The organism is Vibrio sp. 2433-A1, from assembly GCF_056726085.1.
This window is the reverse complement of record NZ_JBRESC010000007.1, coordinates 15,532-39,819: the sequence shown is the minus strand read 5'-3', so window position 1 is coordinate 39,819 and position 24,288 is coordinate 15,532. Positions and strand designations below refer to the sequence as shown.

The window sequence follows — 24,288 nt, the reverse complement described above, 5'->3', positions numbered from 1 at the left end:
ACTGGGATTAAGGAAACGAGTTGATGGTGTAGCAACCCTTGTCTATGTTCAATAATTTCAGGTCAGGTTATAAGCTAAAACTGAAACTCAAAAAAAAAAGAACTGACTGGCTAATTAGCATACGAATATTAGTAGTAGCAAATTGTCTAACCTTTAGATTTCAGGGAAGCTTAAGCAAGCTTCATTCAGAGGTCTTACTATTGATTGTCCTAATATCAGGAAGTCCGTGTTTATTTCGAATATAGTTTCTGTATTGGCGAGCTCTGGGATCGAGCGATAGGCGAGCTTTTCTTGAACTCGGACTAAATTTCCCTAGGTTGAAGCCTATTGATCTGAGAAGTTTTCTGATCGTGCGAGTCGCTTTTTTTTGAGTGTCTGCTTTTCTGAACATCGTTTTTTCATCAAGGACAAAGCTTAGCTTCGATATATGCTTGTATAGTTCAGCGACTATATTCATCATGTCATCCTGCGACACAAACACCGCTGATTTATCGGCAAGATAATCATTACGTTGCAGGAGCTTCTCATGGAGTAGGTGTGCGACTTCTAATTCTAGCTTGTTTATATTACTTTGACGCTCCAACTCATCTGACGATTGTACACACGGCAAAAGTTTGAATAGCTGTTTATTAGAATATTCGAAGTGGAAGTCGAAATCTTCTGGAGTAACGCCACTTTGACAATAATGACGCATTATTGTATTTCGTATCACCAGCGGTTCGTCAATGGAGCGCAGCTCACTTAGGTGATTTTTTTGCCCACAAATGGTTAGGTCGCCGCCATTGACTACAGCTTGTTTCAGTGCCCTATGGTAGTGAATTGAAGAGGCTTTAATCTTCCCTTTGCTTGCCAGTACTTGTTTACATTGCTCTTGATGAGTAGACACATTAAATCCCATATACTCCAGTGTAAATAACAGGCTTTGCTCCAGTTTTGAGTTGAGTATTTTCTTACGTGCACGAAACTGACTCATCAAAAGAAACCATGGGTGTTCACATACATAAAAATCAATGGCTTCGCTCTGAGTCGGTTTCTTACTATCATTTACGGCAAACACAATGTTTTTTGCTCGTCGGAATCTCCTTGCAAAGTTGACTAGCTCTGAGGGAGTTAAGGTCTGATCTGCAATTACAGTAACTGTGTCAGTGTAATCTGATGTGATAGAGAATCCTGAACTTAGGCAAGGTGATACTAGGATTGCGCGATATTTGTGAACATGTTGATTTGGATCTGCTAAGAACTCTTTTTGCTCTTTTAACCCTTTATTATCACTGTGCAAAATCAAGACCTTCTTCTCGAGTGCATCTTGTTCGCAATACAGGTGATTTTTGCCCTTGAATCCTAACTCTTTCGCTGTCTGTTTAAGTGTGTTTACTGAGTCAAACAGAAACACTCGGTCTTTCCAAATTCGATCTGGAAGATATTGAGTTAGATAGGTTGATTTGTCCCTAATGATTGCGTGGATACCGTTGTAGGGGTTTTCATTGCATTCGATTATAGTCACTTTCCCTCTGATATATTTTATGTAATTCAAACTAATATCAGAAAGGTCTGCATCCCCAATTACTAGGTTTGGCACGGCCTTAAGGATTTGCTCTAAAGCCGAAAATACTTGGTTTCTAAGCATTAGGGGATTGTTCTCTGAGCAGACTACAGACTGTAGTACTTTTTCGAACTCATCAATGATCAATGTGTCACATGAGATAAGTTTCTGAAAAAACATATCTTTGTAAATGCTGTTTACTACAATTCCGAAAGCGTTTGCTTTTTCAATTTCGTAAACACGGCGGCAAGAATATGGAGTAGCCTCATTATCTCGGCAGAATTGCTCCACTAATGCAATGAGGTGAGATAAATAAACAACTCGGTTGCTTTCACTCGCTTTGCTAGCGAGTGGGCCAAAAAGAAACTTTGTTTTACCTGTACCTGTTGCAGAACGAATAGCTAAGGTAGAACATTCAAGCAACTCTTGATTGAGGTCGATGTCTTGTAAGGAACGACAGGTCTTGCTCTTAAAGTTAGGTGAAATAGACAACTGTTCATGAGCAAGAGCTTCGTGTGAGGAGATTTCTCTTTCGACTGCTTTGAGTAACAGGTTGTACAGATTGCTTTCTCGATTGATGTACTTATCTATAGTCCCCTGAACTGTGCTCGACATTAAAGGAAATTGATAGCTAAGATTTCTAGCAATCATATCTAAGTGCTTTTTCTTTGGAGCTAAGTCATATAGTGCCAGCAAGTATTCAGTATTCTTGGTTTTAGGGCATAAATACAAGTTAGAATTGACATCGATTACTGGCAAACGATGTGTGTAAAAATTCTTGGTTAGAGTGTAAATCGCAGACTTCAAGTTATTCTTAGAGTCAATAATGATTTTTTCTACTTTTCCTGCTGAATCATGGTAGTAGTTAATTATTTTATCAAGCTGCCCGTGCTTAGGCAGAGCTATGACTCTTGAGGAACTTTGATGGTACGAGATTTTCTCGTCTGCCAGAATAGTGATTTTGTTGAAGTTGCCATCTTTTAATAGCAGATGTTCTGATGCTAATCCCGCGGCTACTGTGGTCATGTTTCTTCTTCTAAAAGTGATAGGTTCAGAGTAGTGGGATTTTGCGATATTTATATATATAGAAGAAAAATCCCACTTATAAACAGCATGCGGTGCATGCTAAGAGAGCGAGTTATGCAGCTAACGCTGTATAATAGGTTTCTTCAAACAGTGACTGGCGTCTTTCGAGTAGTTCAGAGACAACAGCTCTTAGATCTTTATCTAATGCCATCGCTGCGATGACAGTATCAATTTCATAGGAGAGAAAGCCGACAGAATTTGCGCCGAGTGAAATCGACGGCGGAAACGATCCGTCGTTAATTTTACGGTGTAGTGTAGCTTTAGAGAATGGAACACGTGCTAGAACGTCATGCTTACGTTCGATCTTGAAGTTGTTGCTCATAGAAAACCTGTATTTTGTGCTTTTTAGCAGTTATTGAAAGTTAAGGTTTTAAAAAAACTATGAGTACTAGTGCTCAGCGAAATGCTATTTTATGAGCGATAAAAAGTATGTCAAAAGTTGCTTTCGATAAAGTAGCAAACTTCAGCTTTAATTTAGTTTCACTTTCTCCTTTTAAGTCAGTCGGTTGATACGGAGTGAGTCTCTAAACGACGCAGGGAGACTAGATCGAATACCTTCAACCTGTAAAGAAAAGCCATGCAATCTGCATGGCTTTTTGTGATCTGTATCACAAAGTGATATTTAGTCGCCTAATGTCGGCTTTGCGATAGTATTAGCACTTTTGGCTGCGTCATGGATGAAATTGCTCCACCATTGCATGATTTCTCTTCTCTCATCCAGATATTGGGCGTTGTTGTAGATATCTCGGATCGTATTTTTATCAACATGTGCCAAAGACAGTTCGATAGCATCTCGATTAAAGCCCTGTTCGTTTAAAGCTGTACTACCAATCGAGCGCATACCATGACTGACTAGTTTCCCCGTCAATCCCGCTCGCTTCAGAGCCGTGTTAACGCTCTGGGTGTTAATATGGCCGCTTTTGCTAGTATCGCTGGCAAATACGTATCTTTTTCCCTTGGAAATCGGCTCCATGAACCGAAGAAGTTGTATGGCAGCATCTGAAAGTGGGATTTTATGAACTCTGCGACTTTTCATCTTTTGCTCAGGGATGATCCAGAGCTTATTGTCGAAATCTATTTCACTCCATTGAGCTTGAGCGCTCTCTGATGGTCTAGTCAAAGTATGAAGCTGAAACTCAAAAGCACATCGCGTCACTAGCTTGATGTTCGCATTTGACATTGAATTCATTAGTACAGGAAGCTCATCAGGGGTGAGCGTTTTCATATGCTCAACTTTAGGCTTCTTGAATGCGTCTTTAATTCCTTGCAACGGGTTTGAATGTATAACACCACAGTTCACTGCGAAAACCATGATATCATTCAAGCGCTGACAGACTCGTTTAACTGTTTCCAATGAGCCTTTCTGTTCTAGTGGCCGTAGTTGCTTAATAACAGTCGGAGCAAGAAGATCGCGAATCGGTAACTGACCGAGATTCGGAAATATATGTAACTCTAGAGAGCGCCATATATCTTGCGCGTAACCTGGCGTAATGGAGTGGCTTTTGACGTCAAACCATTCTTTGGCGACATGGCGCAGTGTTGTTTCGACCGCTAATTGTTCCGCTGCTGCTTGATTGTTTCGATGAGTCTGAGGGTCGATTTTTTCAGCAACGAGCTGGCGGAACTCTCTTGTTTTCTCTCGTGCTGACGCTAGAGTGATATCGGGATAGATACCAAGGCCGATATTCTTTCGTTTCTTGGTTATAGGGTGTGTGTAGTTAAATATCCAGGATTTTGTGCCATTCGGTTTAATACGCAAAAGTAAGCCATTACCATCGCCAAGGTTGTATTCTTTTTCTCTAGGCTTAGCTTTACTTATTTGAGTGGGTGATAAGGGCTTGATTATCTTAGGCATGTTCTCTCTTCCTTGTTTCATGTAACACTGAAGGTGGGTGGTTTTGTGCTGTGTTACATAAAATGTTACTTCATCGAAGAGATTAGGTGAAATTCAGTGAGACGCCTTGATACTGATCAATTAAGACTTTTCAAGGGCTTAAAACCAAAAACGGGACGTCCTGAGACGTCCCGATACACGTGTTTGGTGGAGCTGGCGGGAGTTGAACCCGCGTCCAAAAACCATTCATCATTGGTACTACATGCTTAGTCGATCTTTAATTTCACCAGTGACCTGCGAACCGACACGCCAGCCAAAGACTATCCTGAATTAAAATTCGCCGTTCATCTCTCAGGCGGGAGAATCCGGGCTAGCGCGTTTGGGTTTGATCTCTCGTTGGTCCCCGTCTTACGTGCGGAAGCTAGGGCGAGAGAGCTCTGAGCAGGTTATTAAGCTGCTAGTGCGTAGTTTTCGTCGTTTGCGACTATTTTTTTGCGGCTTTTTACGTGGCCAACCGCCCCACGGCATGCACCTCAGACTTCAAAATTCCTGTCGAATCCTAAATCAGCCCCGAAGTGTTACTCGCATAGTACCAGAAAAGTGCAACCTGTCTAGACTTGTGCGTTTAAGTGCTCAATATTAGCGCAGCGAACTCTTCATTACGCGCGCTTTTTCACGAGCCCAATCTTTTTCTTTAAGATCAGTACGTTTATCGTGCAGCTTTTTACCTTTCGCAACACCAATTTTCATCTTCACCCAAGAGCGAGACCAGTATAGTGAAAGGGCAGCTAGCGTCATGCCTTCGCGGTTGATACGACCCAATAGGTTGTCCAGTTCGCGGCGGCTTAAAAGTAGTTTACGTACACGAGTCGGGTTAGCGACAACGTGCGTAGATGCTTGTTGAAGTGGAGTGATGGTCATGCCACTGACAAAAGCTTCACCGTCACGCATAAAGACGTAGCTTTCTGCGATATTCGCTTTGCCTTGACGAAGTGACTTAACTTCCCAGCCTTGTAGCTCCATGCCGGCTTCAATTTCATCGTCGATAAAATATTCGTGGCGAGCTTTCTTATTTAGAGCGATGGTATTGCTACCCGCTTTTTGTTTAGATTTTTTCTTTGCCATAATAGCTGCATTATACGGTTAGGATTTAAGTTAGGAAATCCCTTTATTTGCGCTGAGTGCAAATAAAAGTAAAATTGCATCATGCTTGAGGTTCAAGCAGATGTTAAGAGGAATCTATATGAAGCAAGTCAGCCGTTCTGCACTGGTGTCATTTAGTGCCGAGCAGATGTTCAATCTAGTGAATGATGTCGCTAGCTACCCAGAGTTTCTGCCGGGTTGCTCAGGCTCACGTGTGATTGAGTCGAGTGCAGGAGCTATGGTCGCTTCAGTTGATGTAGCAAAAGCAGGGATTAGCAAAACATTTACCACGTCGAACGAGTTGGTGGATTGCGAGGCAATCATCATGAACCTTGTTGATGGTCCTTTTAAAACCCTCAAAGGCGGTTGGTTCTTTACGCCACTCGATGAGCAAGCTTGTAAAGTCGAACTGAAACTTGAATTTGAGTTTTCAAGTAAGATGATCGAAATGGCATTTGGTAAGGTCTTCAATGAATTGACTAACAATATGGTCAATGCATTTACTAAGCGTGCAAAACAGGTGTACCCAGCTTATGAGTATTGAGTCTGACATGATTCATGTTGAGGTGGTTTATGCGCTTCCTCAAGAGCAGCGTGTGTTTACGCTGGTGGTCAATAAAGAGATGACGGTAGAAGAAATCATCGCGCAATCAGGCGTGTTAGAAATCTACCCAGAAATTGACCTAAAAGAGAACAAAGTCGGTGTGTTTAGTCGCAATGTGAAATTGAACGCGACCGTTCACGATAAAGATCGCATTGAAATTTATCGTCCTCTTTTGGCTGATCCAAAAGAAATTCGTCGTAAACGTGCCGAACAAGCTAAAGCGTCTGGTGCTGCTGATCCTGTGACGGGTGGCAAGAAGAACCCGTTAAGGAAGGAAGGTTAGGCTACAAGAGTGGGCTGCGCCCTACGAGATGCGAGAACACTACGTTCCGAGAGTCGAGACTGGAGAGTGTCCTTCGAGAGCAGAGCTACACTATATACCGTCATTCCCTAGACTGACGAAGGAATGAGTAGGGAATCTCCATAAGCCATCGACTTGATTTAAGAGATTCCCAACTCACTCATTCTTCGTTCTTGAGGATGACAGCTTAATTTATTGAAATGAAAAGGGTTGATGCTTACACATCAACCCTTACTTTTTTTGATTAGCGGTGACTTGTTCGATTAGTTAATACTTTCGAAAAAATTAGAACTTGCTGGGAAGTCTCCGGCAATATCAACTAACTGGCCGTTGCCATTGAAGTTGACGATCAGGTTCTTCTGGATCGAAGCGTTGTGGCCTTCAGTGTGGTGATAAATGTAGTACCACGTATCTGGGTAGCCATTTTCGACCAACATAGGTGAGCCCATAACATAACGAACTTGTTCTTTGGTCATACCAAACTTCAACTGATCAACAGCAGATTGCTCAACATAGTTACCTTGGTTGATATCAATGCGATATACCAACTTTTCTAGTAGGGAGCAGCCTGTCAACATTGTCATAGCGAGTGGTACTGCGATAAGCCACTTTTTCAATTGCATACTTAAATTCTTGTAACTGATAAATTCTTAAACTCAGCCGATAATAAACAAGCTAGGCGCTAAAGTAAAAAGCTGAACGTGTTTTGAATTGTTTCAGACCATGATTTTTGAATTTGGTTGCAAAGTCGAGTCAAAATTCTTAAACAAAAGGAACTTTGACTCGATGTGGGGATGATTATGCAGCGATCAGCAGCTCTTTCGCATTGGCCAGTGTCGAATCGGTGATTTGGCTACCGCCGAGCAAGCGAGCTAACTCTGATACACGTTGCTCGTTATCTAGGCGGCGCATTTGTGTTTCGGTTTTGCCAGCTTTAGTTTGTTTCGCGACGAATAGTTGTTGGTGACCACAACCCGCAACTTGCGGTAAGTGGGTCACACACATGACTTGCGTTGATTCACCCAGCTTACGCAGCATTTTACCGACGACAGCGGCTGTTGGACCGCTGATACCGACATCTACTTCATCGAAGATAAGACTTGGCGTGTCGACTTTTTGTGCGGTAATGACTTGTATCGCAAGAGAAATACGTGACAGCTCACCACCCGAAGCCACTTTAGCGATAGGCTGCATTGGTTGACCTGGGTTGGTTGAGACCACAAAACACACCGAGTCCATACCAAGTGGTGACGGGTGCGTACCTTCGTTGTTTACTTCAATACTGAACTGGGCTTTTTCCATGCTTAGTTCATGCATACTTGCCGTAATAAGCTTGTTGAGTTCTTTCGCGTAACGTAGGCGAGACTTGTGCAGTTTCTCTGCTGCGGTTAAGAAGCTTTGGTATTTTGCCTCAACTTCTTGTTCTAGCTCTTCTAGTTTTTCATCTGAACAATCGAGCGCTTCAATCTGGCTTAGTAAGTCTTGATGGTGTGGGTATAGCTCGTCTGGCATAACATGGTGCTTTCTTGCCATCGACATCACTTTAGAAAAGCGCTCTTCAACATACGCCATGCGCGCAGGGTCAACATCGATATTATCAAGGTAATTACGCAGCTCACCGTTAGCTTCTTCTAGCTGAATGATCGCCTCCGCCACCATGTTTGGCAGTTCTGCGAGTTTTTCGTCGAGCTCCGCTAATTGAATTAGGGAGTGATTGGCTGTTTGCAAAATACCAAGCGCGTTAACTTCTTCACCTTCGTAAATAAGTTCGATCGCTTGTTGGCAGGTAGAGGCAAGCTCGCCACTGTTGGATAGGCGTTTGTGTTCTTGTTCGAGTTCTTCATATTCGTCCTCTCCAAGTGATAGCTCGTTTAGCTCTTTAATTTGGTATTCAAGTAGCTGTTTTTGAGCCAAGTTTGCCGCACTGTTTTCTTTTAGCTGCTTGAGGTTGTTATCTGCCTGTCGCCATGACTGGTAAGCATTACGTGTGCTTTTTAGCAGATTCGAATGCCCAGCGTATTGGTCGAGCATGGCCATTTGGTATTCGCTTTTCATCAATTGATGATGCGCATGCTGACCGTGGATATTGATCAGTAGCTGCCCTAAAGATTTAAGCTGTGAAAGGGGGACAGGGCTGCCATTGATGAATGCGCGAGAGCGACCTTCTTTGCTGATGATGCGGCGCAAAATACAGTCGCTACCATCCAGTAAGTCGTTGTCTTCTAACCAACGAGTGGCATTAATATTGTTCTCTAAAGAGAAAGCAGCGCTAACTTCGGTTTTCTCTTCACCTTGTCGCACCATGCTGGCTTCCGCGCGCCCGCCTAAACATAAACCAAGAGCGTCAATAGCGATGGATTTACCCGCACCTGTTTCACCCGTGATGGTCGTCATTCCTTTGGATAGCTCTAGCTGTAGAGACTTAACAATTGCAAAATTATTAACACTTAGATGAGCCAGCATTTTGTTGTACCTGTTTAAATGAACAATACTGTGTATGTGAACAGTATATACTGTTTCTTTATACAGTAAAGTTGCAGGTGAAAATTTTTGTGAGGAGGATCTGAACCTTGTTGGATTAGATAGCAGTGTCGATGGATTTAGTAAGCGCTATAACATCGACCGTCTGGTCTACTATGAGCTTTATCTTGATATCACAGACGCCATCAAGAGAGAAACAAATGAAAAAGTGGAAGCGAGAATGGAAAGAGAATTTAATCGCTGAAACGAATCTGAGTTGGGCCGACCGATACGACTCACTTTGAGAGATTCCTGACTCTATCGTTCCTCCATCTCAGGAATGACAGGACAATGGATCTCATCCTGTCATTATTCATTTAGTACTTAAAACAACTTACTCGACCAACCGAGCTTGTTACGCAGTACGTGATAATAGCTGTAATCTTTTGGGTGGATCAGTTTGAGCACATTTGGGCTCTGGTAAATATGCACTTCATCGCCCGGCGACACAGGTAACGAAACCTGACCGTCACAGCCAACTTCTTGCGTACCGCGGTTATCTGGCGACACAATCAACTTAATATGGCGTTTGCTATCTACTACTAGCGGGCGGCTTGATAGTGTATGCGGAAACATCGGTACCAGTGAAATCGCATTCAGACTAGGGGATAGAATAGGACCACCACCAGATAGTGAATAAGCAGTCGAACCTGTTGGCGTTGATACGATCAACCCATCGGCACGCAGTGAAAACGCGAAGCTATCATCGATGTACACTTCGAACTCAATCATATGCGCGACTTGCCCTGGGTGAAGGACTGCTTCGTTTAATGCCGCATTATGACTTTTGACTTGCCCATGGCGATGCACTTCTGCTTCAAGTAAAAAGCGTTCTTCTTCAAAAAACTCACCTTCCAACACTTTTTTTAGTGCCGTTTGGAAGTCTTCTGGGTTGAGGTCGGTAAGGAAGCCAAGGTTGCCGCGGTTGACACCGATAACGGAGATATCAAAGCGAGAAAGAACACGAGCCGCGCCTAGCATGTTGCCATCACCACCCACGACGATAGCAAGGTCGGCGCTGCGACCCAATTGAATCAGACTGGCAAAGTCATCTTTTGGAATATCATCTAAGATTTCGCTTAGGCGGTCGTCGATATAGACCTTATAACCTTCTGAACTCAGCCAAGTATAGAGCTCTCGATGAGTCGCAATAGCTTGCTGATCTCTTGGTTTTCCAATGATGGCGATCACTTGAAAAGGTTTTTTCATAGGTTTTACGTACCAAATAGGCTTGAATCGTCAATCTTCATCCCCATAATAATGGCAAGTTAGCTATTTATGCGAGTTTTTGTGTATCTCAATACGATAAACGTGATGTGTTGAGTACCAATAGATGTGAATTCTGGAGATATCATGAGCAACGAAGAAAACAAAGTTACTGAAGAAGAGCTGGATCAAATCATCGAAGAGGCAGAGAAAGTAGAAGCTGCGGCTCAAGAAGCGGAAGCTGAGCTTGAAGAAGCTGGTGATGAGAAAGACGTTAAAATTGCTCAACTAGAAGCCGCTCTACTTTCAAGCGAATCGAAAGTAAAAGAGCAGCAAGACGGTGTGCTACGCGCAAAAGCAGAAGTAGAAAACATGCGTCGTCGTACAGAGACTGAAATCGATAAGGCGCGTAAATACGCTCTAAACAAGTTCTCAGAAGAGCTATTGCCAGTTATCGATAACCTTGAGCGTGCTATCCAAGCAGCAGATACTGAGAACGAAGCAGTCAAACCACTGCTTGAAGGTGTAGAACTGACGCACAAAACGTTTGTTGATACGGTTTCTAAGTTTGGTCTAAAAGAGATCAACCCAGAAGGTGAAGTATTCAATCCTGAACTGCACCAAGCGATGTCAATTCAAGAAAGCCCAGACCACGAACCAAACACGGTTATGTTCGTTATGCAGAAAGGCTACGAGCTAAACGGTCGTGTAATTCGTCCGGCAATGGTAATGGTATCTAAATAATTCTACTTAGATCTAAGTTTTGAAAAGAGAGTCCTACGGGGCTCTCTTTTTTTATGTGCTAGAAGAGGAGAAATAGAGTTGGTATAAATAATTGATGTGGTGAATGATTTTACTACATAAGCTTAATATAAAATTTATTTCCAATGAGAAAGTTGTAACACTATCGTAAACAAAGTCTTTATTTTGTAACCTTTATGTGTATTATGTGCGAACTCTGCCGAATTAACTGGCGGAATAAACTATAAAACCATAAATAACAAACACAACATTCTGGAGATGAATGATGGATAAATCGCTTTCAAGCAAGATATTTGTAGGCTTGTTTGCTGGTCTACTGATCGGTACTGCAATTCAGTACTTGTTCAGTGGGATCGCTATCTTCGATACATACCTGTTAGGTGCTGCGGAAGGCGCTGGTGGTATGTTTGTATCTTTGATTAAGCTACTAGTTGTTCCTTTAGTCTACGTTTCTATCGTATGTGGTATCGTAGATCTGAAAGACATCACCGCATTTGGTCGTCTTGGTGGTAAAACCTTTGCTCTATACATTATTAACACCATCATCGCGATTACTGCTGCTCTAACTGTTGGTCTTATCTTCCAACCGGGTGCAGACGCAAACCTAGCGGGTACGATTTCAGAAACGGTTAAGCTAACCACAACTGAAACACCTGATATCTTCTCGTTGGTAGTGAATATCGTACCAAGCAACCCTGTTCAGGCGTTTGCTAACGGTGACATGCTACAAATCATCTTTATGGCAATCCTGACAGGTCTTGCTATCCAAGCACTTGATTCACGTGGTGGTCCAGCTATCCGTACGTTCAAGATGGCTAACGAAATCATGATGAAGCTAGTTGGTCTAGTAATGAGCCTTGCGCCATTTGGTGTATTCGCTCTGATGATTCAACTAGGTGCAACTCTTGACGCTAACACGTTGATGTCTGTTGCAGGCTATGTAGCGCTAGTAGTATCAATGTTGGTTTTCTGGATTTTCTTCTTCTACCCAATGGCGGTAGGTATTGCGACAGGTACTTCACCAAAAACGTTTCTACGAGCAACACGTGAGCAGATTCTATTCTCTCTATCAACAGCAAGCTCGAATGCGACTATTCCTGTAACGATGCGCACTCTGACTGAGAAACTAAAAGTATCTAAGTCAGTGGCAGGTTTTGGTGTACCACTAGGTGCAACAATGAACATGTCTGGTGTCTCTATCTACATTGCACTAGCAACTATCTTTGTAGCGAACGCGTTTGGTCAGCCTATCAACACTGCTGATGTATTCACTCTAGGTCTAACTATCCTTCTGCTATCAATTGGCGCAGGTGGTGTACCAGGTGGTGGTGTGGTTATGGTTGGTGTTCTTCTTCACCAACTAGGTCTTCCACCAGAAGGTCTTGCAATCATCGCAGCGGTAGACCGTATTAATGATATGTTCTGTACTTCTTCTAACGTAGTTGGTGATACAGCGGTAAACACTATAGTTGCTAAATCTGAAGGCGAAATTGGTAAAGAAGAAGTGGAAGTAGAAGCGAAGCCTGTAGAAGCTTAATCTTCAAAGTTCCCAAGTATTAAAAGCGAGCCCTAGAGTTCGCTTTTTCGGTTTTCAGTAGGGGAAATGAGCATTCGCGATATGATTGTCGGTCATTCCATAGAGCGAAGAATGAGCGAGTAGGGAATCTCTCGAAGTTATCAGCCAATCTTTTTTCATTTTTTTTCAATCTTTCCCTTGAAAAGCCATTCGTCGCCCTTATCTATGTGGCATACGAGAAGCAAACATCCATATTTTTGTTTGTGAGCAAGGGTTGAAACCCGATTCTCCATCCCCACATAGGGGATATAGCAAAACGAAAATAGAAAATTATTCGGAGATAGCCTGATGGGTAAAATCATTGGTATTGACTTAGGTACTACTAACTCATGTGTTGCTGTACTAGACGGTGACAAACCACGTGTAATCGAAAACGCGGAAGGTGAGCGTACAACGGCATCTGTTGTTGCATACACAGACGGTGAAACGCTAGTTGGCCAACCAGCTAAACGTCAAGCGGTTACAAACCCAACAAACACGCTATTTGCAATTAAGCGTCTTATTGGTCGTCGCTTTGAAGACGAAGAAGTTCAGCGCGACATCGAAATCATGCCTTACAAAATCGTTAAGGCTGACAACGGTGACGCTTGGGTAGAAGCACAAGGCCAAAAAATGGCAGCTCCTCAAGTTTCAGCTGAAATCTTGAAGAAAATGAAGAAAACAGCTGAAGACTTCCTTGGTGAGGAAGTAACTGGCGCTGTTGTTACTGTACCTGCTTACTTCAACGATGCTCAGCGTCAAGCAACTAAAGATGCTGGCCGTATCGCAGGTCTAGATGTTAAACGTATCATCAACGAACCAACGGCTGCTGCTCTAGCATACGGTCTAGACAAGCAAGGCGGCGATCGCACTATCGCGGTATACGACCTTGGTGGTGGTACATTCGATATCTCAATCATCGAAATCGACGAAGTTGAAGGCGAGAAGACTTTCGAAGTACTAGCAACTAACGGTGACACTCACCTTGGTGGTGAAGACTTCGATAACCGCATGATCAACTACCTAGTAGAAGAGTTTAAGAAAGAGCAAGGCATCGATCTTAAGACTGATCCACTAGCAATGCAGCGTGTTAAAGAAGCAGCAGAAAAAGCGAAAATCGAGCTTTCTTCTACTTCTCAAACTGACGTAAACCTACCTTACGTTACTGCGGATGCAACTGGTCCTAAGCACATGAACGTAAAAGTGACTCGTGCGAAACTAGAATCTCTAGTTGAAGACCTAGTTCAACGTTCTCTTGAGCCACTAAAAGTTGCTCTAGCTGACGCTGACCTATCTGTAGGCGACATCACTGACGTTATCCTAGTAGGTGGTCAGACTCGTATGCCTATGGTTCAAGCTAAAGTTGCTGAGTTCTTCGGTAAAGAAGCTCGCCGTGACGTGAACCCTGACGAAGCAGTAGCAATGGGTGCTGCAGTTCAAGGTGGTGTACTAGCTGGTGACGTTAAAGACGTACTTCTACTAGACGTTACTCCTTTATCTTTCGGTATCGAAACGATGGGCGGTGTAATGACTAAGCTAATCGAGAAGAACACAACTATCCCTACTAAAGCGGACCAAGTGTTCTCTACAGCTGAAGACAACCAGAGCGCGGTAACTATCCACGTACTACAAGGTGAGCGTAAGCAAGCGACTTACAACAAGTCTCTTGGTCAGTTCAACCTAGAAGGTATTCAGCCAGCACCACGTGGCATGCCACAAATCGAAGTAACTTTCGACCTAGATGCTGACGGTATCCTAAACGTATCTGCGAAAGATAAAGCGACTGGTAAAGAGCAGAAGATCACTATCCAAGCTTCTGGCGGTCTATCAGACGAAGAAATCGAGAAAATGGTACAAGAAGCAGAAGCTAACAAAGAAGCGGACAAGAAGTTCGAAGAGTTAGTAACTGCACGTAACCAAGCTGACCAAATGATTCACGGTACTCGTAAGCAAATCGAAGAAGCGGGCGAAGCTCTTCCAGCTGACGAGAAAGAGAAGATTGAAGCAGCTATCTCTGAGCTAGAAGAAGCTCGTAAGGGTGAAGACAAAGAGGCGATCGACGCTAAAGTTCAAGCTCTTATGGCAGCAGCTCAGAAGCTAATGGAAATCGCTCAGCAGCAAGCTCAAGCTCAACAAGCAGGCGCGGAAGCAGGTGAACAGCCTAAGCAAGACGACGATGTTGTAGACGCAGAGTTTGAAGAAGTTAAAGAAGACAAGAAGTAATTTCTTTACAGAGTGACTTGATTTCGTTGTCGGAAGTGCTCATTTATACTTATAAATTCCGCGCTTCATCCTAGAACTCAAGTCATCTGTTTTGAAATTGGTCCTGACTTAATGCGGGCGTTTGGGGAAACTCATACGCCCGTATGTTTGTAATTAACTGTCCTTCCAGATAAGCACTTTTGTTTAAAGCCTTTATCTAGAATGATACAAACACCAAGCGGTGGTCGACTAACCCACTGTTTGCAGTACTACATTGGTGACGAAGAACATGTCAAAACGTGATTTTTACGAAGTATTAGGCGTAAGCCGCGATGCATCAGAGCGCGATATTAAGAAAGCGTACAAGCGCTTAGCGATGAAATTCCACCCAGACCGCAATCAGGGTGATGACAGCGCTGCAGAGAAGTTTAAAGAAGTAAAAGTAGCGTACGAAATTCTTACTGACGCTCAGAAACGTGCAGCTTACGACCAGTATGGCCACGCAGCCTTTGAACAAGGTGGCATGGGCGGCGGTGGCGGCTTCGGTGGCGGCGGTGCTGACTTCGGCGATATCTTCGGTGATGTATTCGGTGATATTTTTGGTGGCGGTCGACGTGGTGGCGGTGGTCATCGTGCACAGCGTGGTGCTGACCTACGTTACAATATGGAATTGACGCTAGAAGAAGCAGTTCGTGGTGTGTCTAAAGAAATTGAAGTACCTACACTTGTAGAGTGTGAAATCTGTGACGGCAGCGGCGCAGAGAAAGGCTCTTCAGCAGAGACTTGTGGTACCTGTCATGGTCACGGCCAAGTGCAAATGCGTCAAGGCTTCTTTGCGGTTCAACAAACGTGTCCTACCTGTAACGGTAAAGGCAAGATCATTAAGAACCCATGTAAATCATGTCATGGTCAAGGTCGCAAACAGAAAACCAAAACACTTAACGTTAAGATCCCAGCAGGTGTGGATACTGGAGATCGCATTCGTCTATCTGGCGAAGGAGAAGCAGGTGAGCACGGTGCACCAGCAGGCGATCTATACGTACAAGTACACGTAAAAGAGCACCATATCTTTGAGCGTGACGGCAACAACCTTTACTGTGAAGTGCCAGTGAGTTTTGCAATGGCTGCGCTAGGTGGTGAAGTTGAAGTTCCTACGCTTGATGGTCGTGTAAATCTTAAAGTGCCTTCTGAAACTCAAACTAGCCGCATGTTCCGTATGCGTGGTAAGGGTGTGAAAGGCGTTCGCGGCGGCGGTATTGGTGACCTAATCGTTAAGCTAGTGGTTGAGACTCCAGTTAACCTAAGCTCACGCCAAAAAGAGCTACTGAAAGAGTTTGAAGAGTCTTGTGGCGGCGAAGCGGCGACTAAGCATAAGCCAAAGTCTGAAGGCTTCTTCAACGGCGTTAAGAAATTCTTTGATGACCTAACCAGCTAATGGGTTATTAAATTTGATTGAAAAGCCTGCCACTGCGCAGGCTTTTTTATTGCCAGCAATTACTTGGCGTATGTTGCCCAATGTTGTTGAGCGTCAGTTCACTATAGGTAGTGCTGGCACATTCATCCTTGGTTTGACTCCCCTTTGCCGTAGCGATAATGGTATAGCTTGTTAACGCTGATGATACCGAGAGTTCAAACTGAGCTTGGTCGAGTCTACAAAAGTTGCACACGCCTCCGGGTAGAACCGCTTGCGCCGCAGAAACATAGCTACCGCGGTAATTCCTTTCTAGCTCAAGTTGTACCTTTGCTAAATCACTCAATGCGGCTATTCGATGCGCTTTTAGAACATGCTGCTGATAGCGTGGGTAGGCGATACTTACCAATACAGCGATAATAGACACGACTAAGATTAGTTCGATCAGTGTCATTCCCTTTACTTCTTTCTTGCGCAACTTACAGCTGTTTTTTCGAATCATTCCCAACGCTCCCCTTTGATTTCCCGACCATTTTTATTAGCTGATAGCATGGGTTCAAGAAGGAAAAATGCCTCACATGGCTTTACATAGGAAACTGGGAAATGTCTCGCGGGTTTACACTCCTTGAGCTTATTATCACATTAATCGTGCTGGGCGTTTTGCTCGCGGCTGCTGCTCCGAACTTTTCAGCGATGGTTAGAGACGCCCAAATCAAGCGATTTGCTGGCGAGCTGCACAACTATTTGATTCAGGCAAAGTCTGAGGCGGTGTGGAGAAACCAAAGTCTTTGGGTGCATATCAATCTTGCGACAAACCCAAGCCCTGCCGGGGAGTGGAGGCTCACTCTAACTGATTCAGTGACGCCTAATGTAGGGAATCAACTGCTGATTTTAAATGGTGAAGCCTATCGTCATATAGTTCTGTTTTCTGGCTATACCTCTGAGCAAATTAAGTTAGATGGGACGAGAGGAAAAGTAAAAGATGGTCACCTCAAGTTTTATGTAGCGGGGCAAACGAGCAAGGTGTTAAGACTAAAGAGTGCTTACGCAGCAAGCCGAATCATCATTTGTGGTGAGGGAGGGGCGTGGTTTGGCTATCCGAGTTGCTAACCGTGGTAAGCAAGCGGGAGGTACATTAATTGAGCTGCTTGTTTCTTCCTTACTTGGTGTCATGGCGGTTGGCTTAGTCGGCACTATTTATCTTACTGGCCAAAAGCTGACTATCGAAAGGACGAAAGTGCTGTTGCTCACTCAGAACATATCGAGCGTGGTGCAGCAAATCAAAGAGGATATTCAACGAGCAGGTTTTGACGGAGTCGATTCCAGTTCGTTGCTTTTATCAGGTGCGCTAAGCAGTGTTCATCTACATCCAAGCTCGGATTTTATCGGTTATACCTATCGCGTTGCTTCATCAGGCAGTCATGCGTTTCGCAGTGTTGTGTACAAAAGGGAAGCCGCTTTAATTTCTTCGCAAGGCGATAGGCTCAAGGTGTGTGAAAAACATTCGCCGTTTCCATTGAGCGTATCGGCAGCAAGCTTATCCGGCAGTGGTGGTTATTGTTTTAATCTGTTCGACCCAAAGCAGATCTCCATCTCTCGATTTGAGGCTGAATCGACGCTTATATCGGGCACTAGCGCGTCTAGTCAGTGGCTCACTTTATATGTCACTGGGCATTTGGTGTTGGATCCGAGTGTCGAGTATCAAACTCGTATTGAACTGATGCAAAGAAACTGGCAATGAGACGCGTGTATCAGCGAGGCGTTGTGACTTTGATGGTTGTGTCGATACTGCTATCCGCAGCATTGATGCTGACATTGAGCTCTTACAAATCTGTTTTCTATCAAATCAAACGCGCGCAAAATGAACTTAAAGATCGTCAAGCTCACTGGCAAGTCGAGGGTGGAATAGAGTGTCTTTATGCCTATGTCTCCGCTGAGCCTTTACAGCTCAATGCACTCTCTTCAGCGACTAATACAGTACTCGACGATATTTGTAAAACTGACTTGAAGCTCACTGAGCTTTATAGTTATCCGCTAAGTGCAGAACGTTATGTCATTCACTCCAAGAGTCACAGTCATGCGGTTACGAAGCAGTTCTTATATGCCGCAAAACGCGGGCTGGGGGCGATTCAAACCACAGCCGATCTTAGGATCAGAGGCAGTGCTGAGATTTCACCAGATGTTCCTCTAAACAAAAACTCAGCGGGAACCTACGATTGCATTGCGGTGAGATATAAAAGCAAAGTGAGTTACGAGACGACCACATCGTCCGATTTTCTGACAACCCTAGAGCCTGCAGCGGGCGCTGCTTATCGCGGCGAGTGCGCCAGTACACACAAAACTGCCAACTCAGTCAGTAGTAATACCTCGGTCGATGTCGGTCTGTTTAAACAAGACTACAAACAAGACATCAGCTTAGAACCATTCAAAAATTATTTTGGTTTGGACAAAACGCCCAGCAACCTCGCAGAGGTAAAAAATCATTATCACGTGGTATCGCTCGCAACGGTAGCTGATGGTCATGATTGTGCTGATGTGATTCAAACCCACTTTAATATGGGCGAACAGAAATTATGGATTGAGGGACATTGCATTATTGATTCGCCCATCGTTACCCATGGTGCTTACTCTCTTGTGGTAGAAAATGGCTTGTTTGCGGCGAATGGCTCAATGGTGTTTGAAGGTTCTATCTATCATATGGTGGATATGACATTGAGTGAGTTTTCCCTAGCCGACATCGCGAGTTACTGGAATGACGTCTCTTTCAAAGCGGCAATAGAAAGTTATTTGGGCCCGACAACCGTCTATTTTGACAACGGAGCTTTTGAGCCAAAAGGTGGGATGGTTTTTGACGCAGTCGGTGGCGAAGTGGTTCTAAACGGTACATATAGCATCGACTACTCATCTGCAAATAGCTTGAGTAATCCACCTAAGGTACTGACATGGTTCGCCGGGAGCTGGAATATTGAATAAGGAAAGCGGTTTTAGTTTATTGGAAGTACTGATCGCGTTTTTACTGATTGGTGTAGCGGCATTGGGTTTAGTCAAAATGCAGTCATACGTAGAACAGCGGGCAGACTTTGCTCTTAATAGTCACCAAGCGCTTAATCTAGCTGAACATAAGCTAGAGTGGTTTCGAACTAGGGGAGCATTGTCAGCCGCTTCTGGTCGCTCTGTGGCACATTTCTCATCACTGACAAGTGGCAGCGATACAAGCAGCTATTCTCCGTATGTATTGCGCTGGTCGATATCGACACCTGCGATGTCTCTGTCATCGTCATTGAAAAGCATTTCTGTAACGGCTGAGTGGAGCGATCGAGTCGGTGTTACTCAGTCAGTAACGGTGAAATCAATGCTCTCTAGTTATAGCGAATTCAATATGTAATCAGGTGCATTCTTGCCTGAGTGATTAAACATCTTTTAAAACGCCATGTTATATATTTAAAATTGGTTGGAATATTGTTTATTTATTGAAGATAAATATGTGGATTATTTGTTGCGTGTTGATGGCATTTTTGCAAAATATGTCTCCAAATATGGAAAAAACTATAGAACCTTGTGCTTTCTGTAGGCCTATTTAATAGAATATAAGGCGAATCATAGGCTGACAAAACAATAATCATAAGCCCTAGACATCAACATCACATATGGAGTTACCATGAGTAACCAAGCAATCAATAAGGCACCATCCGAAAAGCCGAGTGGGATGGATCGCTTCTTAAACTTTATTGAACGAGCAGGTAATAAAATTCCTGATCCTGCAATTTTGTTCTTCTGGGCATTGGTCATTACTTGGGCAGCATCTGCTCTACTTTCAAACATTACGTTTGACCTTATTAACCCACGTTCGGGTGAAGCGCTTGCAATCAACAACCTTTTGACTGGCGAATCTCTAGCAAGCTTTTTAGCGAACATGGTGACCACATTTACTGGCTTTGCACCACTAGGTATCGTACTTGTTGCGATGTTAGGTGTTGGTGTAGCTGACTCTTCAGGCTTTATTACAACAGGCCTTAAGAAGATGCTTAACTTTACTCCAGCGAAGCTTTTGACACCAATGCTCATTCTTGTGGCTATCGTGTCACACACCGCTGCCGATGCGGGCTACGTACTGGTTATCCCTCTAGGTGGTATCATCTTCCACGCTGCTGGCCGTCACCCTCTAGCGGGTATCGCTGCTGCGTTTGCTGGTGTATCAGGTGGTTTCTCTGCAAACTTTATTCCTTCTGGTATCGATCCTCTACTCGCGGGCTTCACTCAGACAGCGGCGCAAGTACTTGACCCTGAGTACGTGGTTAACCCACTAGCGAACATTTTCTTCACTGGCCTATCTTCAATCATCATCGTTGCTATCGGTTGGTATGTAACTGAGAAGATCATTGAACCACGCCTAGCGAACACACCAATTGATGAAGATGCAGAGAAAGCACCAGATCTAGGTTCTTTCACTGAGCTTGAGTCTAAAGCGTTCCGTTACGCAGGTTGGGCGATGATGGCAGGTATTGCTGTTCTTATTGCTGCAATCATTCCAGAGAACTCAGCACTGCGTTCTCCTGAAGGTGAAATCACAGCGTTCTCTGCACCGCTAATGAAGTCTATCGTTCCATTGATCTTCATCTTGTTCATCATTCCTGGTTATGTTTACGGCCGAGTGTCTGGCACGTTTAAGACAAGTAACGACATCATCAAAGCGATGGCGGACACTATGTCTACAATGGGTGCTTACATCGTAATGTCGTTCTTCTGTGCTCAGTTCCTATCAGCATTCGCGCAGTCAAACATCGGTACCATGCTAGCGCTATACGGTGCGGAAGGTCTGAAAGCAATGAATCTACCAGGCGAAGCAACCATCATCGGTATGATTCTACTAACAGCTTCTGTAAACCTTCTAATTGGTTCTGCATCAGCGAAGTGGGCGCTAATTGGTCCAATCCTAGTTCCAATGCTAATGGCGGTTGGTATCTCTCCTGAGCTATCGCAAGCAGCTTACCGTGTTGGTGACTCTGTATCGAACATCATTTCTCCTCTAATGGTATTCTTCCCACTAGTGGTTGTTTACTGTCAGCGTTACGTGAAGTCGACAGGTATCGGCACTCTAGCGTCATTGATGATGCCATTCTCGATTGCAATGCTAATCGGTTGGTCAATCTTCCTAGTTGCTTACTGGACATTGGGTATTCCTCTAGGTATTCAAGCACCTTACACATACACAATGTAAATACCGCTTACTATTTAGGTGTTTGATATTTAGAAGCGCTGGTCGAAAGACTGGCGCTTTCTTTTTTAAGCTGGGAAGATTAGCTTGTGTGAGTTGCTATGCATCTTGCTTTCACTTCCTTATTCATACGGGTAGAATTTGCAATCTCTAGTCGTTTACTCATATAGCCGGAGTTTTCTTTGTCAGAATCTCAATTTACCCCTCAAGATGAACTGTTTATGCGCCGTGCGATGGAGTTGGCAGAACGTGCGGAATCTCAGGGCGAAGTGCCTGTTGGCGCGGTACTGGTAAAGGACGGAGAAATTATCGCTGAAGGGTGGAATGAATCTATTGGTCAACATGATGCTACAGCTCATGCTGAGATGCAGACGCTGCGTAAAGCTGGTCAAGCATTAGAGAATTACCGACTGCTAGATACTACGCTTTACGTGACGTTAGAGCCTTGCCCGATGTGTGCTGGGGCGCTGTTACATAGCCGAGTTAAGCGCATTGTATTTGGTGCGCCAGATTTAAAGGCTGGCGCTGCAGGTACAGTACTTAACTTGTTTGAACACCAAGCGGCGTACCACTATGCGGATGTTGAAAAAGGGCTGTTAGAGGATGAGTGCCGAGTTCAACTTCAAGCGTTCTTTAAACGTCGACGCAAAGAAAAGAAGCAAGAACGCAAAGTAATGCAGATGGGCGAAGCGAAACAAGGGCAAGAAAAAAGCGGGTAGGTTTTTTAAGCAAACATCTTATCAGAAGATGTTTGCTCACAGGATTATACCTCAGTGATGAGTTGCATAAATGCGCGGTGACGTGCAATCACCTTTTTCTTGTTGTTGCTTAGCATGCGCTTACGGCGGTTTGCGGCAACAGTTTTATTAAGGCGTTTTGACTGCATTTTACGTCTAAGCATAAAACGACCTCCTATCATGGTTAAAAACAAATCACATGCGGAACAGTGCAAAGGTAATTGATATTCCGGCAATACGGGATTTATACCCTGTAATTGTTACTGTTTTAAGAAACTTCGCAAGTGATCTTGGACACGATATTATGTATGGGTTTCATCAGAACAATTCAAGTGCACAATCTTTGTTTAAAAACTGCGCACTTAGTTTAGATAAATCTATTGTTCTTCGTTGAGGATAGACTCTGCTGCTGATGCTTCTGATGTCGCTTGGGCATCAGAAACGGCCGAATCTGTTACTTGAATCACTTTTAGGTCGTCGATACTGACATCGTCATTGTCCACCGTTTTCTGCTCAACATGACCGATAATACTCTGGTAGTAGCGTCGAATGTTCTCAACGTAATTACGCGCTTCATCACCTCGAGCAAAGCCATAGCGGGTCTGGCTGTAGTATTTCTTTTGACGCAGTAACGGTAGGCGATCTTTAACGTCAGACCACGCATCTGGGTTGCCGCCCTGTTTCTTCGTTAAGCGACGCGCATCCATCATATGACCGTAACCGACGTTATAAGAGGCTAAAGCAAACCAAATCTTTTCATGCTCTTCAATTGAGTCAGGAATACGTGACACCATTCTGCGTAAGTACTCAACACCACCACGCACTGACTGCTCAGGATCGAGACGATTGGTTACCCCAACGCTTTTCGCTGTCGGTAGTGTCAGCATCATCATCCCACGAACGCCCGTTGGTGATTTCGCTTTAGGATTCCAGTGGGACTCTTGATAGCCCAGTGCTGCCACTAAGCGCCAGTCAAATTCATCGGAATACTTTTTAAACAACGGCGACCATTTCGGTAGTTTTGAATCGAGCGCACGAATGAAAGCGCGAGTATCGACATAGTCAAAACTTCCCACGTGACCAATATACTTTTCTTCCAGTGAGGCTAAATGGCCAGATTGCTTAATGTTGCCAAAGAACTCAATCAATAGACCGTATAAGCTTTCATCTTGTGAGCGGCTTAAAAACCAAGAAATAGGTTGGTCTTCAGTAAGCTCGAATGCTAACGCAACATCAGGATAAATACGTTGTGACAGAGACAACTCTACCGAGTCAGCTAATGTAAAACGCAGTTGACCTTTAGATACTTTCTTGAGTAGGTCATTCACATCGGCATTAGGATCGATGTGGTAAGAAAAGTTAGGGTGCTTAGCTTTAATCTCCGCCAGTGTTTGATTGAAGTGCGAGTCACTCACAATACTTAAAACGTCGTTGCCGTCATTTTCTTCGATGAGTTTCGCTTGTCTATTTAGTAACTGCTCTAGGTTACGTGGACGCCAGCTACCTTTCTTATAAATGACTTGTTGACTGACATAGTAATAAGCTGGGCCGGGTCGAAACGACTTTAAACGTTCTGGAGATTGGCTTAATCCTGCGGCGATGATATCGATCTCGCCTTTTTCCAGTGCAGGGTACAGGCTAGAAATACGATAGGCCGGTTTCATTTCAAGTTGCACGCCTAGCTCATCAGCAAATTCACGCGCTAATTCATAATCCAGACCAGCAGGGCCATCTGGGCCGATATAGTAAGAGAGTTGGTTGTTCAACGTCCCCACACGTAATACGCCACGCTCTTTTATTAAATCTAGATCACTCTTAGGTTCTGATTCGATTTGACAGCCAGATAGCACTAATGCGCTGGCAAATAATATGCAGAGTGATTTTAGTTGGGTTAGGTAATGCTTCTTCATTCACGGCAATCTCATACATCCAGTAGGGCATTTATATCAAAGTGGTATAACAAGGCAAGACAATCACAGTAACTCTTAGTAATAGAGAACAATAAACAGCGTTTTCTGTCGAAATTCAAAATTGATGAAAAAAATGACGCAAACGGTTGCTTTTGGTGTTACATCACAAAAACAATTGCTATATAATGCGCTCGCAACGAAGAGGTGGAATCGGCATAGGTTTGAAAAACCTTCGGAATAGCTTCGAAGAAAACAGTGA

At 43.9% G+C, this 24,288-nt stretch carries 22 protein-coding genes and 1 other RNA gene; 12 read left to right on the top strand and 11 right to left on the bottom strand.

Annotation, left to right across the window (positions count from 1 at the left end):
* Positions 1 to 181: 181 nt before the first annotated feature.
* The 5 genes from ACU01J_RS08965 to smpB form a co-directional block, all read right to left on the bottom strand.
* Positions 182 to 2,569: a hypothetical protein gene (locus ACU01J_RS08965; protein WP_481085382.1), complete on the bottom strand. Its 2,388-nt coding sequence runs from the start codon at positions 2,567 to 2,569 to the stop codon at positions 182 to 184.
* 112 nt (positions 2,570 to 2,681) lie between these two features.
* A complete protein-coding gene (locus ACU01J_RS08960; RefSeq protein WP_481085381.1) occupies positions 2,682 to 2,951 on the bottom strand; it encodes a helix-turn-helix transcriptional regulator in 270 nt (89 codons plus the stop codon).
* Between the two features lie 300 nt (positions 2,952 to 3,251).
* Positions 3,252 to 4,484, bottom strand: a complete 1,233-nt coding sequence (locus ACU01J_RS08955; RefSeq protein ID WP_481085380.1) for an integrase domain-containing protein — start codon at positions 4,482 to 4,484, stop codon at positions 3,252 to 3,254.
* Positions 4,485 to 4,668: 184 nt separating this feature from the next.
* Positions 4,669 to 5,035: a transfer-messenger RNA gene (ssrA, locus tag ACU01J_RS08950) on the bottom strand.
* 67 nt (positions 5,036 to 5,102) lie between these two features.
* Positions 5,103 to 5,588, bottom strand: coding sequence for an SsrA-binding protein SmpB (smpB, locus tag ACU01J_RS08945; protein WP_053440575.1), 486 nt, complete (start codon positions 5,586 to 5,588; stop codon positions 5,103 to 5,105).
* A gap of 118 nt (positions 5,589 to 5,706) precedes the next feature.
* On the opposite strand from smpB, the gene ACU01J_RS08940 reads away from it, so the two are divergent.
* Together ACU01J_RS08940 and ACU01J_RS08935 are read left to right on the top strand one after the other, a co-directional pair.
* Entirely contained in the window at positions 5,707 to 6,150 is a 444-nt protein-coding gene (locus tag ACU01J_RS08940; protein WP_053440574.1) for an SRPBCC family protein, read from the top strand.
* Positions 6,140 to 6,493: an RnfH family protein gene (locus tag ACU01J_RS08935; RefSeq protein WP_134836935.1), complete on the top strand. Its 354-nt coding sequence runs from the start codon at positions 6,140 to 6,142 to the stop codon at positions 6,491 to 6,493. The genes ACU01J_RS08940 and ACU01J_RS08935 overlap by 11 nt, the downstream gene beginning before the upstream one ends.
* A 281-nt stretch (positions 6,494 to 6,774) precedes the next feature.
* On the opposite strand, the gene bamE is transcribed toward ACU01J_RS08935, so the two are convergent.
* The 3 genes from bamE to nadK all read right to left on the bottom strand — a co-directional run bounded on the left by bamE (position 6,775) and on the right by nadK (position 10,240).
* A complete protein-coding gene (gene bamE, locus ACU01J_RS08930) occupies positions 6,775 to 7,134 on the bottom strand; it encodes an outer membrane protein assembly factor BamE (RefSeq protein ID WP_481085379.1) in 360 nt (119 codons plus the stop codon).
* Between the two features lie 175 nt (positions 7,135 to 7,309).
* Positions 7,310 to 8,974 (bottom strand): DNA repair protein RecN, encoded by a 1,665-nt coding sequence (recN, locus tag ACU01J_RS08925; RefSeq protein ID WP_481085378.1) that lies wholly within the window; start codon positions 8,972 to 8,974, stop codon positions 7,310 to 7,312.
* Positions 8,975 to 9,355: 381 nt separating this feature from the next.
* Entirely contained in the window at positions 9,356 to 10,240 is an 885-nt protein-coding gene (gene nadK, locus ACU01J_RS08920) for an NAD(+) kinase (RefSeq protein ID WP_481085377.1), read from the bottom strand.
* Positions 10,241 to 10,384: 144 nt separating this feature from the next.
* On the opposite strand from nadK, the gene grpE reads away from it, so the two are divergent.
* The 4 genes from grpE (at position 10,385) to dnaJ (ending at position 16,191) form a co-directional block, all read left to right on the top strand.
* Entirely contained in the window at positions 10,385 to 10,981 is a 597-nt protein-coding gene (gene grpE / locus ACU01J_RS08915; protein WP_481085376.1) for a nucleotide exchange factor GrpE, read from the top strand.
* Positions 10,982 to 11,264: 283 nt separating this feature from the next.
* On the top strand, positions 11,265 to 12,536 hold the full coding sequence (locus ACU01J_RS08910; RefSeq protein ID WP_481085375.1) for a dicarboxylate/amino acid:cation symporter: 1,272 nt from the start codon (positions 11,265 to 11,267) through the stop codon (positions 12,534 to 12,536).
* Positions 12,537 to 12,863: 327 nt separating this feature from the next.
* The gene (gene dnaK, locus ACU01J_RS08905; RefSeq protein WP_004413146.1) at positions 12,864 to 14,777 is read left to right on the top strand and encodes a molecular chaperone DnaK; all 1,914 of its coding nucleotides are present in this window, start codon (positions 12,864 to 12,866) and stop codon (positions 14,775 to 14,777) included.
* A 268-nt stretch (positions 14,778 to 15,045) separates the two neighbouring features.
* On the top strand, positions 15,046 to 16,191 hold the full coding sequence (gene dnaJ / locus ACU01J_RS08900) for a molecular chaperone DnaJ (RefSeq protein WP_481085374.1): 1,146 nt from the start codon (positions 15,046 to 15,048) through the stop codon (positions 16,189 to 16,191).
* 46 nt (positions 16,192 to 16,237) lie between these two features.
* On the opposite strand, the gene ACU01J_RS08895 is transcribed toward dnaJ, so the two are convergent.
* Positions 16,238 to 16,669 carry a type IV pilin protein gene (locus ACU01J_RS08895; protein ID WP_481085373.1) on the bottom strand — a complete coding sequence of 144 codons (432 nt, stop codon included), beginning with the start codon at positions 16,667 to 16,669 and terminating at the stop codon, positions 16,238 to 16,240.
* Between the two features lie 101 nt (positions 16,670 to 16,770).
* Between ACU01J_RS08895 and ACU01J_RS08890 the strand changes: the two genes are divergently transcribed.
* The 6 genes from ACU01J_RS08890 to tadA all read left to right on the top strand — a co-directional run bounded on the left by ACU01J_RS08890 (position 16,771) and on the right by tadA (position 22,101).
* A complete protein-coding gene (locus tag ACU01J_RS08890) occupies positions 16,771 to 17,277 on the top strand; it encodes a pilus assembly FimT family protein (protein WP_481085372.1) in 507 nt (168 codons plus the stop codon).
* On the top strand, positions 17,258 to 17,908 hold the full coding sequence (locus ACU01J_RS08885) for a PilW family protein (RefSeq protein ID WP_481085371.1): 651 nt from the start codon (positions 17,258 to 17,260) through the stop codon (positions 17,906 to 17,908). The genes ACU01J_RS08890 and ACU01J_RS08885 overlap by 20 nt, the downstream gene beginning before the upstream one ends.
* A complete protein-coding gene (locus tag ACU01J_RS08880) occupies positions 17,905 to 19,140 on the top strand; it encodes a hypothetical protein (RefSeq protein ID WP_481085370.1) in 1,236 nt (411 codons plus the stop codon). The genes ACU01J_RS08885 and ACU01J_RS08880 overlap by 4 nt, the downstream gene beginning before the upstream one ends.
* The gene (locus ACU01J_RS08875; protein ID WP_481085515.1) at positions 19,130 to 19,552 is read left to right on the top strand and encodes a type IV pilus modification PilV family protein; all 423 of its coding nucleotides are present in this window, start codon (positions 19,130 to 19,132) and stop codon (positions 19,550 to 19,552) included. Before ACU01J_RS08880 ends, ACU01J_RS08875 begins: the two co-directional genes overlap by 11 nt.
* A gap of 273 nt (positions 19,553 to 19,825) precedes the next feature.
* Positions 19,826 to 21,385, top strand: coding sequence for an AbgT family transporter (locus ACU01J_RS08870; protein WP_481085369.1), 1,560 nt, complete (start codon positions 19,826 to 19,828; stop codon positions 21,383 to 21,385).
* 179 nt (positions 21,386 to 21,564) lie between these two features.
* On the top strand, positions 21,565 to 22,101 hold the full coding sequence (gene tadA, locus ACU01J_RS08865; RefSeq protein WP_481085368.1) for a tRNA adenosine(34) deaminase TadA: 537 nt from the start codon (positions 21,565 to 21,567) through the stop codon (positions 22,099 to 22,101).
* 44 nt (positions 22,102 to 22,145) lie between these two features.
* Here tadA and ACU01J_RS08860 read toward each other — a convergent pair whose 3' ends face one another.
* Complete coding sequence (locus ACU01J_RS08860) at positions 22,146 to 22,283, bottom strand: hypothetical protein (protein WP_481085367.1); 138 nt, start codon at positions 22,281 to 22,283, stop codon at positions 22,146 to 22,148.
* 213 nt (positions 22,284 to 22,496) lie between these two features.
* The gene (mltF, locus tag ACU01J_RS08855) at positions 22,497 to 24,029 is read right to left on the bottom strand and encodes a membrane-bound lytic murein transglycosylase MltF (protein WP_481085366.1); all 1,533 of its coding nucleotides are present in this window, start codon (positions 24,027 to 24,029) and stop codon (positions 22,497 to 22,499) included.
* Positions 24,030 to 24,288 lie beyond the last annotated feature (259 nt).

Excerpts from the sequence above, each read along its gene's own strand:
- ACU01J_RS08890 (WP_481085372.1), top strand. The coding sequence starts at position 16,771 with ATGTCTCGCGGGTTTACACTCCTTGAGCTTATTATCACATTAATCGTG.
- ACU01J_RS08955 (WP_481085380.1), bottom strand. The coding sequence starts at position 4,484 with ATGCCTAAGATAATCAAGCCCTTATCACCCACTCAAATAAGTAAAGCT.
- ACU01J_RS08935 (WP_134836935.1), top strand. The coding sequence starts at position 6,140 with ATGAGTATTGAGTCTGACATGATTCATGTTGAGGTGGTTTATGCGCTT.
- recN (WP_481085378.1), bottom strand. The coding sequence starts at position 8,974 with ATGCTGGCTCATCTAAGTGTTAATAATTTTGCAATTGTTAAGTCTCTA.
- bamE (WP_481085379.1), bottom strand. The coding sequence starts at position 7,134 with ATGCAATTGAAAAAGTGGCTTATCGCAGTACCACTCGCTATGACAATG.
- mltF (WP_481085366.1), bottom strand. The coding sequence starts at position 24,029 with ATGAAGAAGCATTACCTAACCCAACTAAAATCACTCTGCATATTATTT.
- ACU01J_RS08965 (WP_481085382.1), bottom strand. The coding sequence starts at position 2,569 with ATGACCACAGTAGCCGCGGGATTAGCATCAGAACATCTGCTATTAAAA.
- nadK (WP_481085377.1), bottom strand. The coding sequence starts at position 10,240 with ATGAAAAAACCTTTTCAAGTGATCGCCATCATTGGAAAACCAAGAGAT.
- ACU01J_RS08895 (WP_481085373.1), bottom strand. The coding sequence starts at position 16,669 with ATGATTCGAAAAAACAGCTGTAAGTTGCGCAAGAAAGAAGTAAAGGGA.
- dnaJ (WP_481085374.1), top strand. The coding sequence starts at position 15,046 with ATGTCAAAACGTGATTTTTACGAAGTATTAGGCGTAAGCCGCGATGCA.
- smpB (WP_053440575.1), bottom strand. The coding sequence starts at position 5,588 with ATGGCAAAGAAAAAATCTAAACAAAAAGCGGGTAGCAATACCATCGCT.
- ACU01J_RS08910 (WP_481085375.1), top strand. The coding sequence starts at position 11,265 with ATGGATAAATCGCTTTCAAGCAAGATATTTGTAGGCTTGTTTGCTGGT.
- ACU01J_RS08880 (WP_481085370.1), top strand. The coding sequence starts at position 17,905 with ATGAGACGCGTGTATCAGCGAGGCGTTGTGACTTTGATGGTTGTGTCG.
- ACU01J_RS08870 (WP_481085369.1), top strand. The coding sequence starts at position 19,826 with ATGAGTAACCAAGCAATCAATAAGGCACCATCCGAAAAGCCGAGTGGG.
- grpE (WP_481085376.1), top strand. The coding sequence starts at position 10,385 with ATGAGCAACGAAGAAAACAAAGTTACTGAAGAAGAGCTGGATCAAATC.
- dnaK (WP_004413146.1), top strand. The coding sequence starts at position 12,864 with ATGGGTAAAATCATTGGTATTGACTTAGGTACTACTAACTCATGTGTT.
- ACU01J_RS08960 (WP_481085381.1), bottom strand. The coding sequence starts at position 2,951 with ATGAGCAACAACTTCAAGATCGAACGTAAGCATGACGTTCTAGCACGT.
- ACU01J_RS08860 (WP_481085367.1), bottom strand. The coding sequence starts at position 22,283 with ATGCTTAGACGTAAAATGCAGTCAAAACGCCTTAATAAAACTGTTGCC.
- ACU01J_RS08940 (WP_053440574.1), top strand. The coding sequence starts at position 5,707 with ATGAAGCAAGTCAGCCGTTCTGCACTGGTGTCATTTAGTGCCGAGCAG.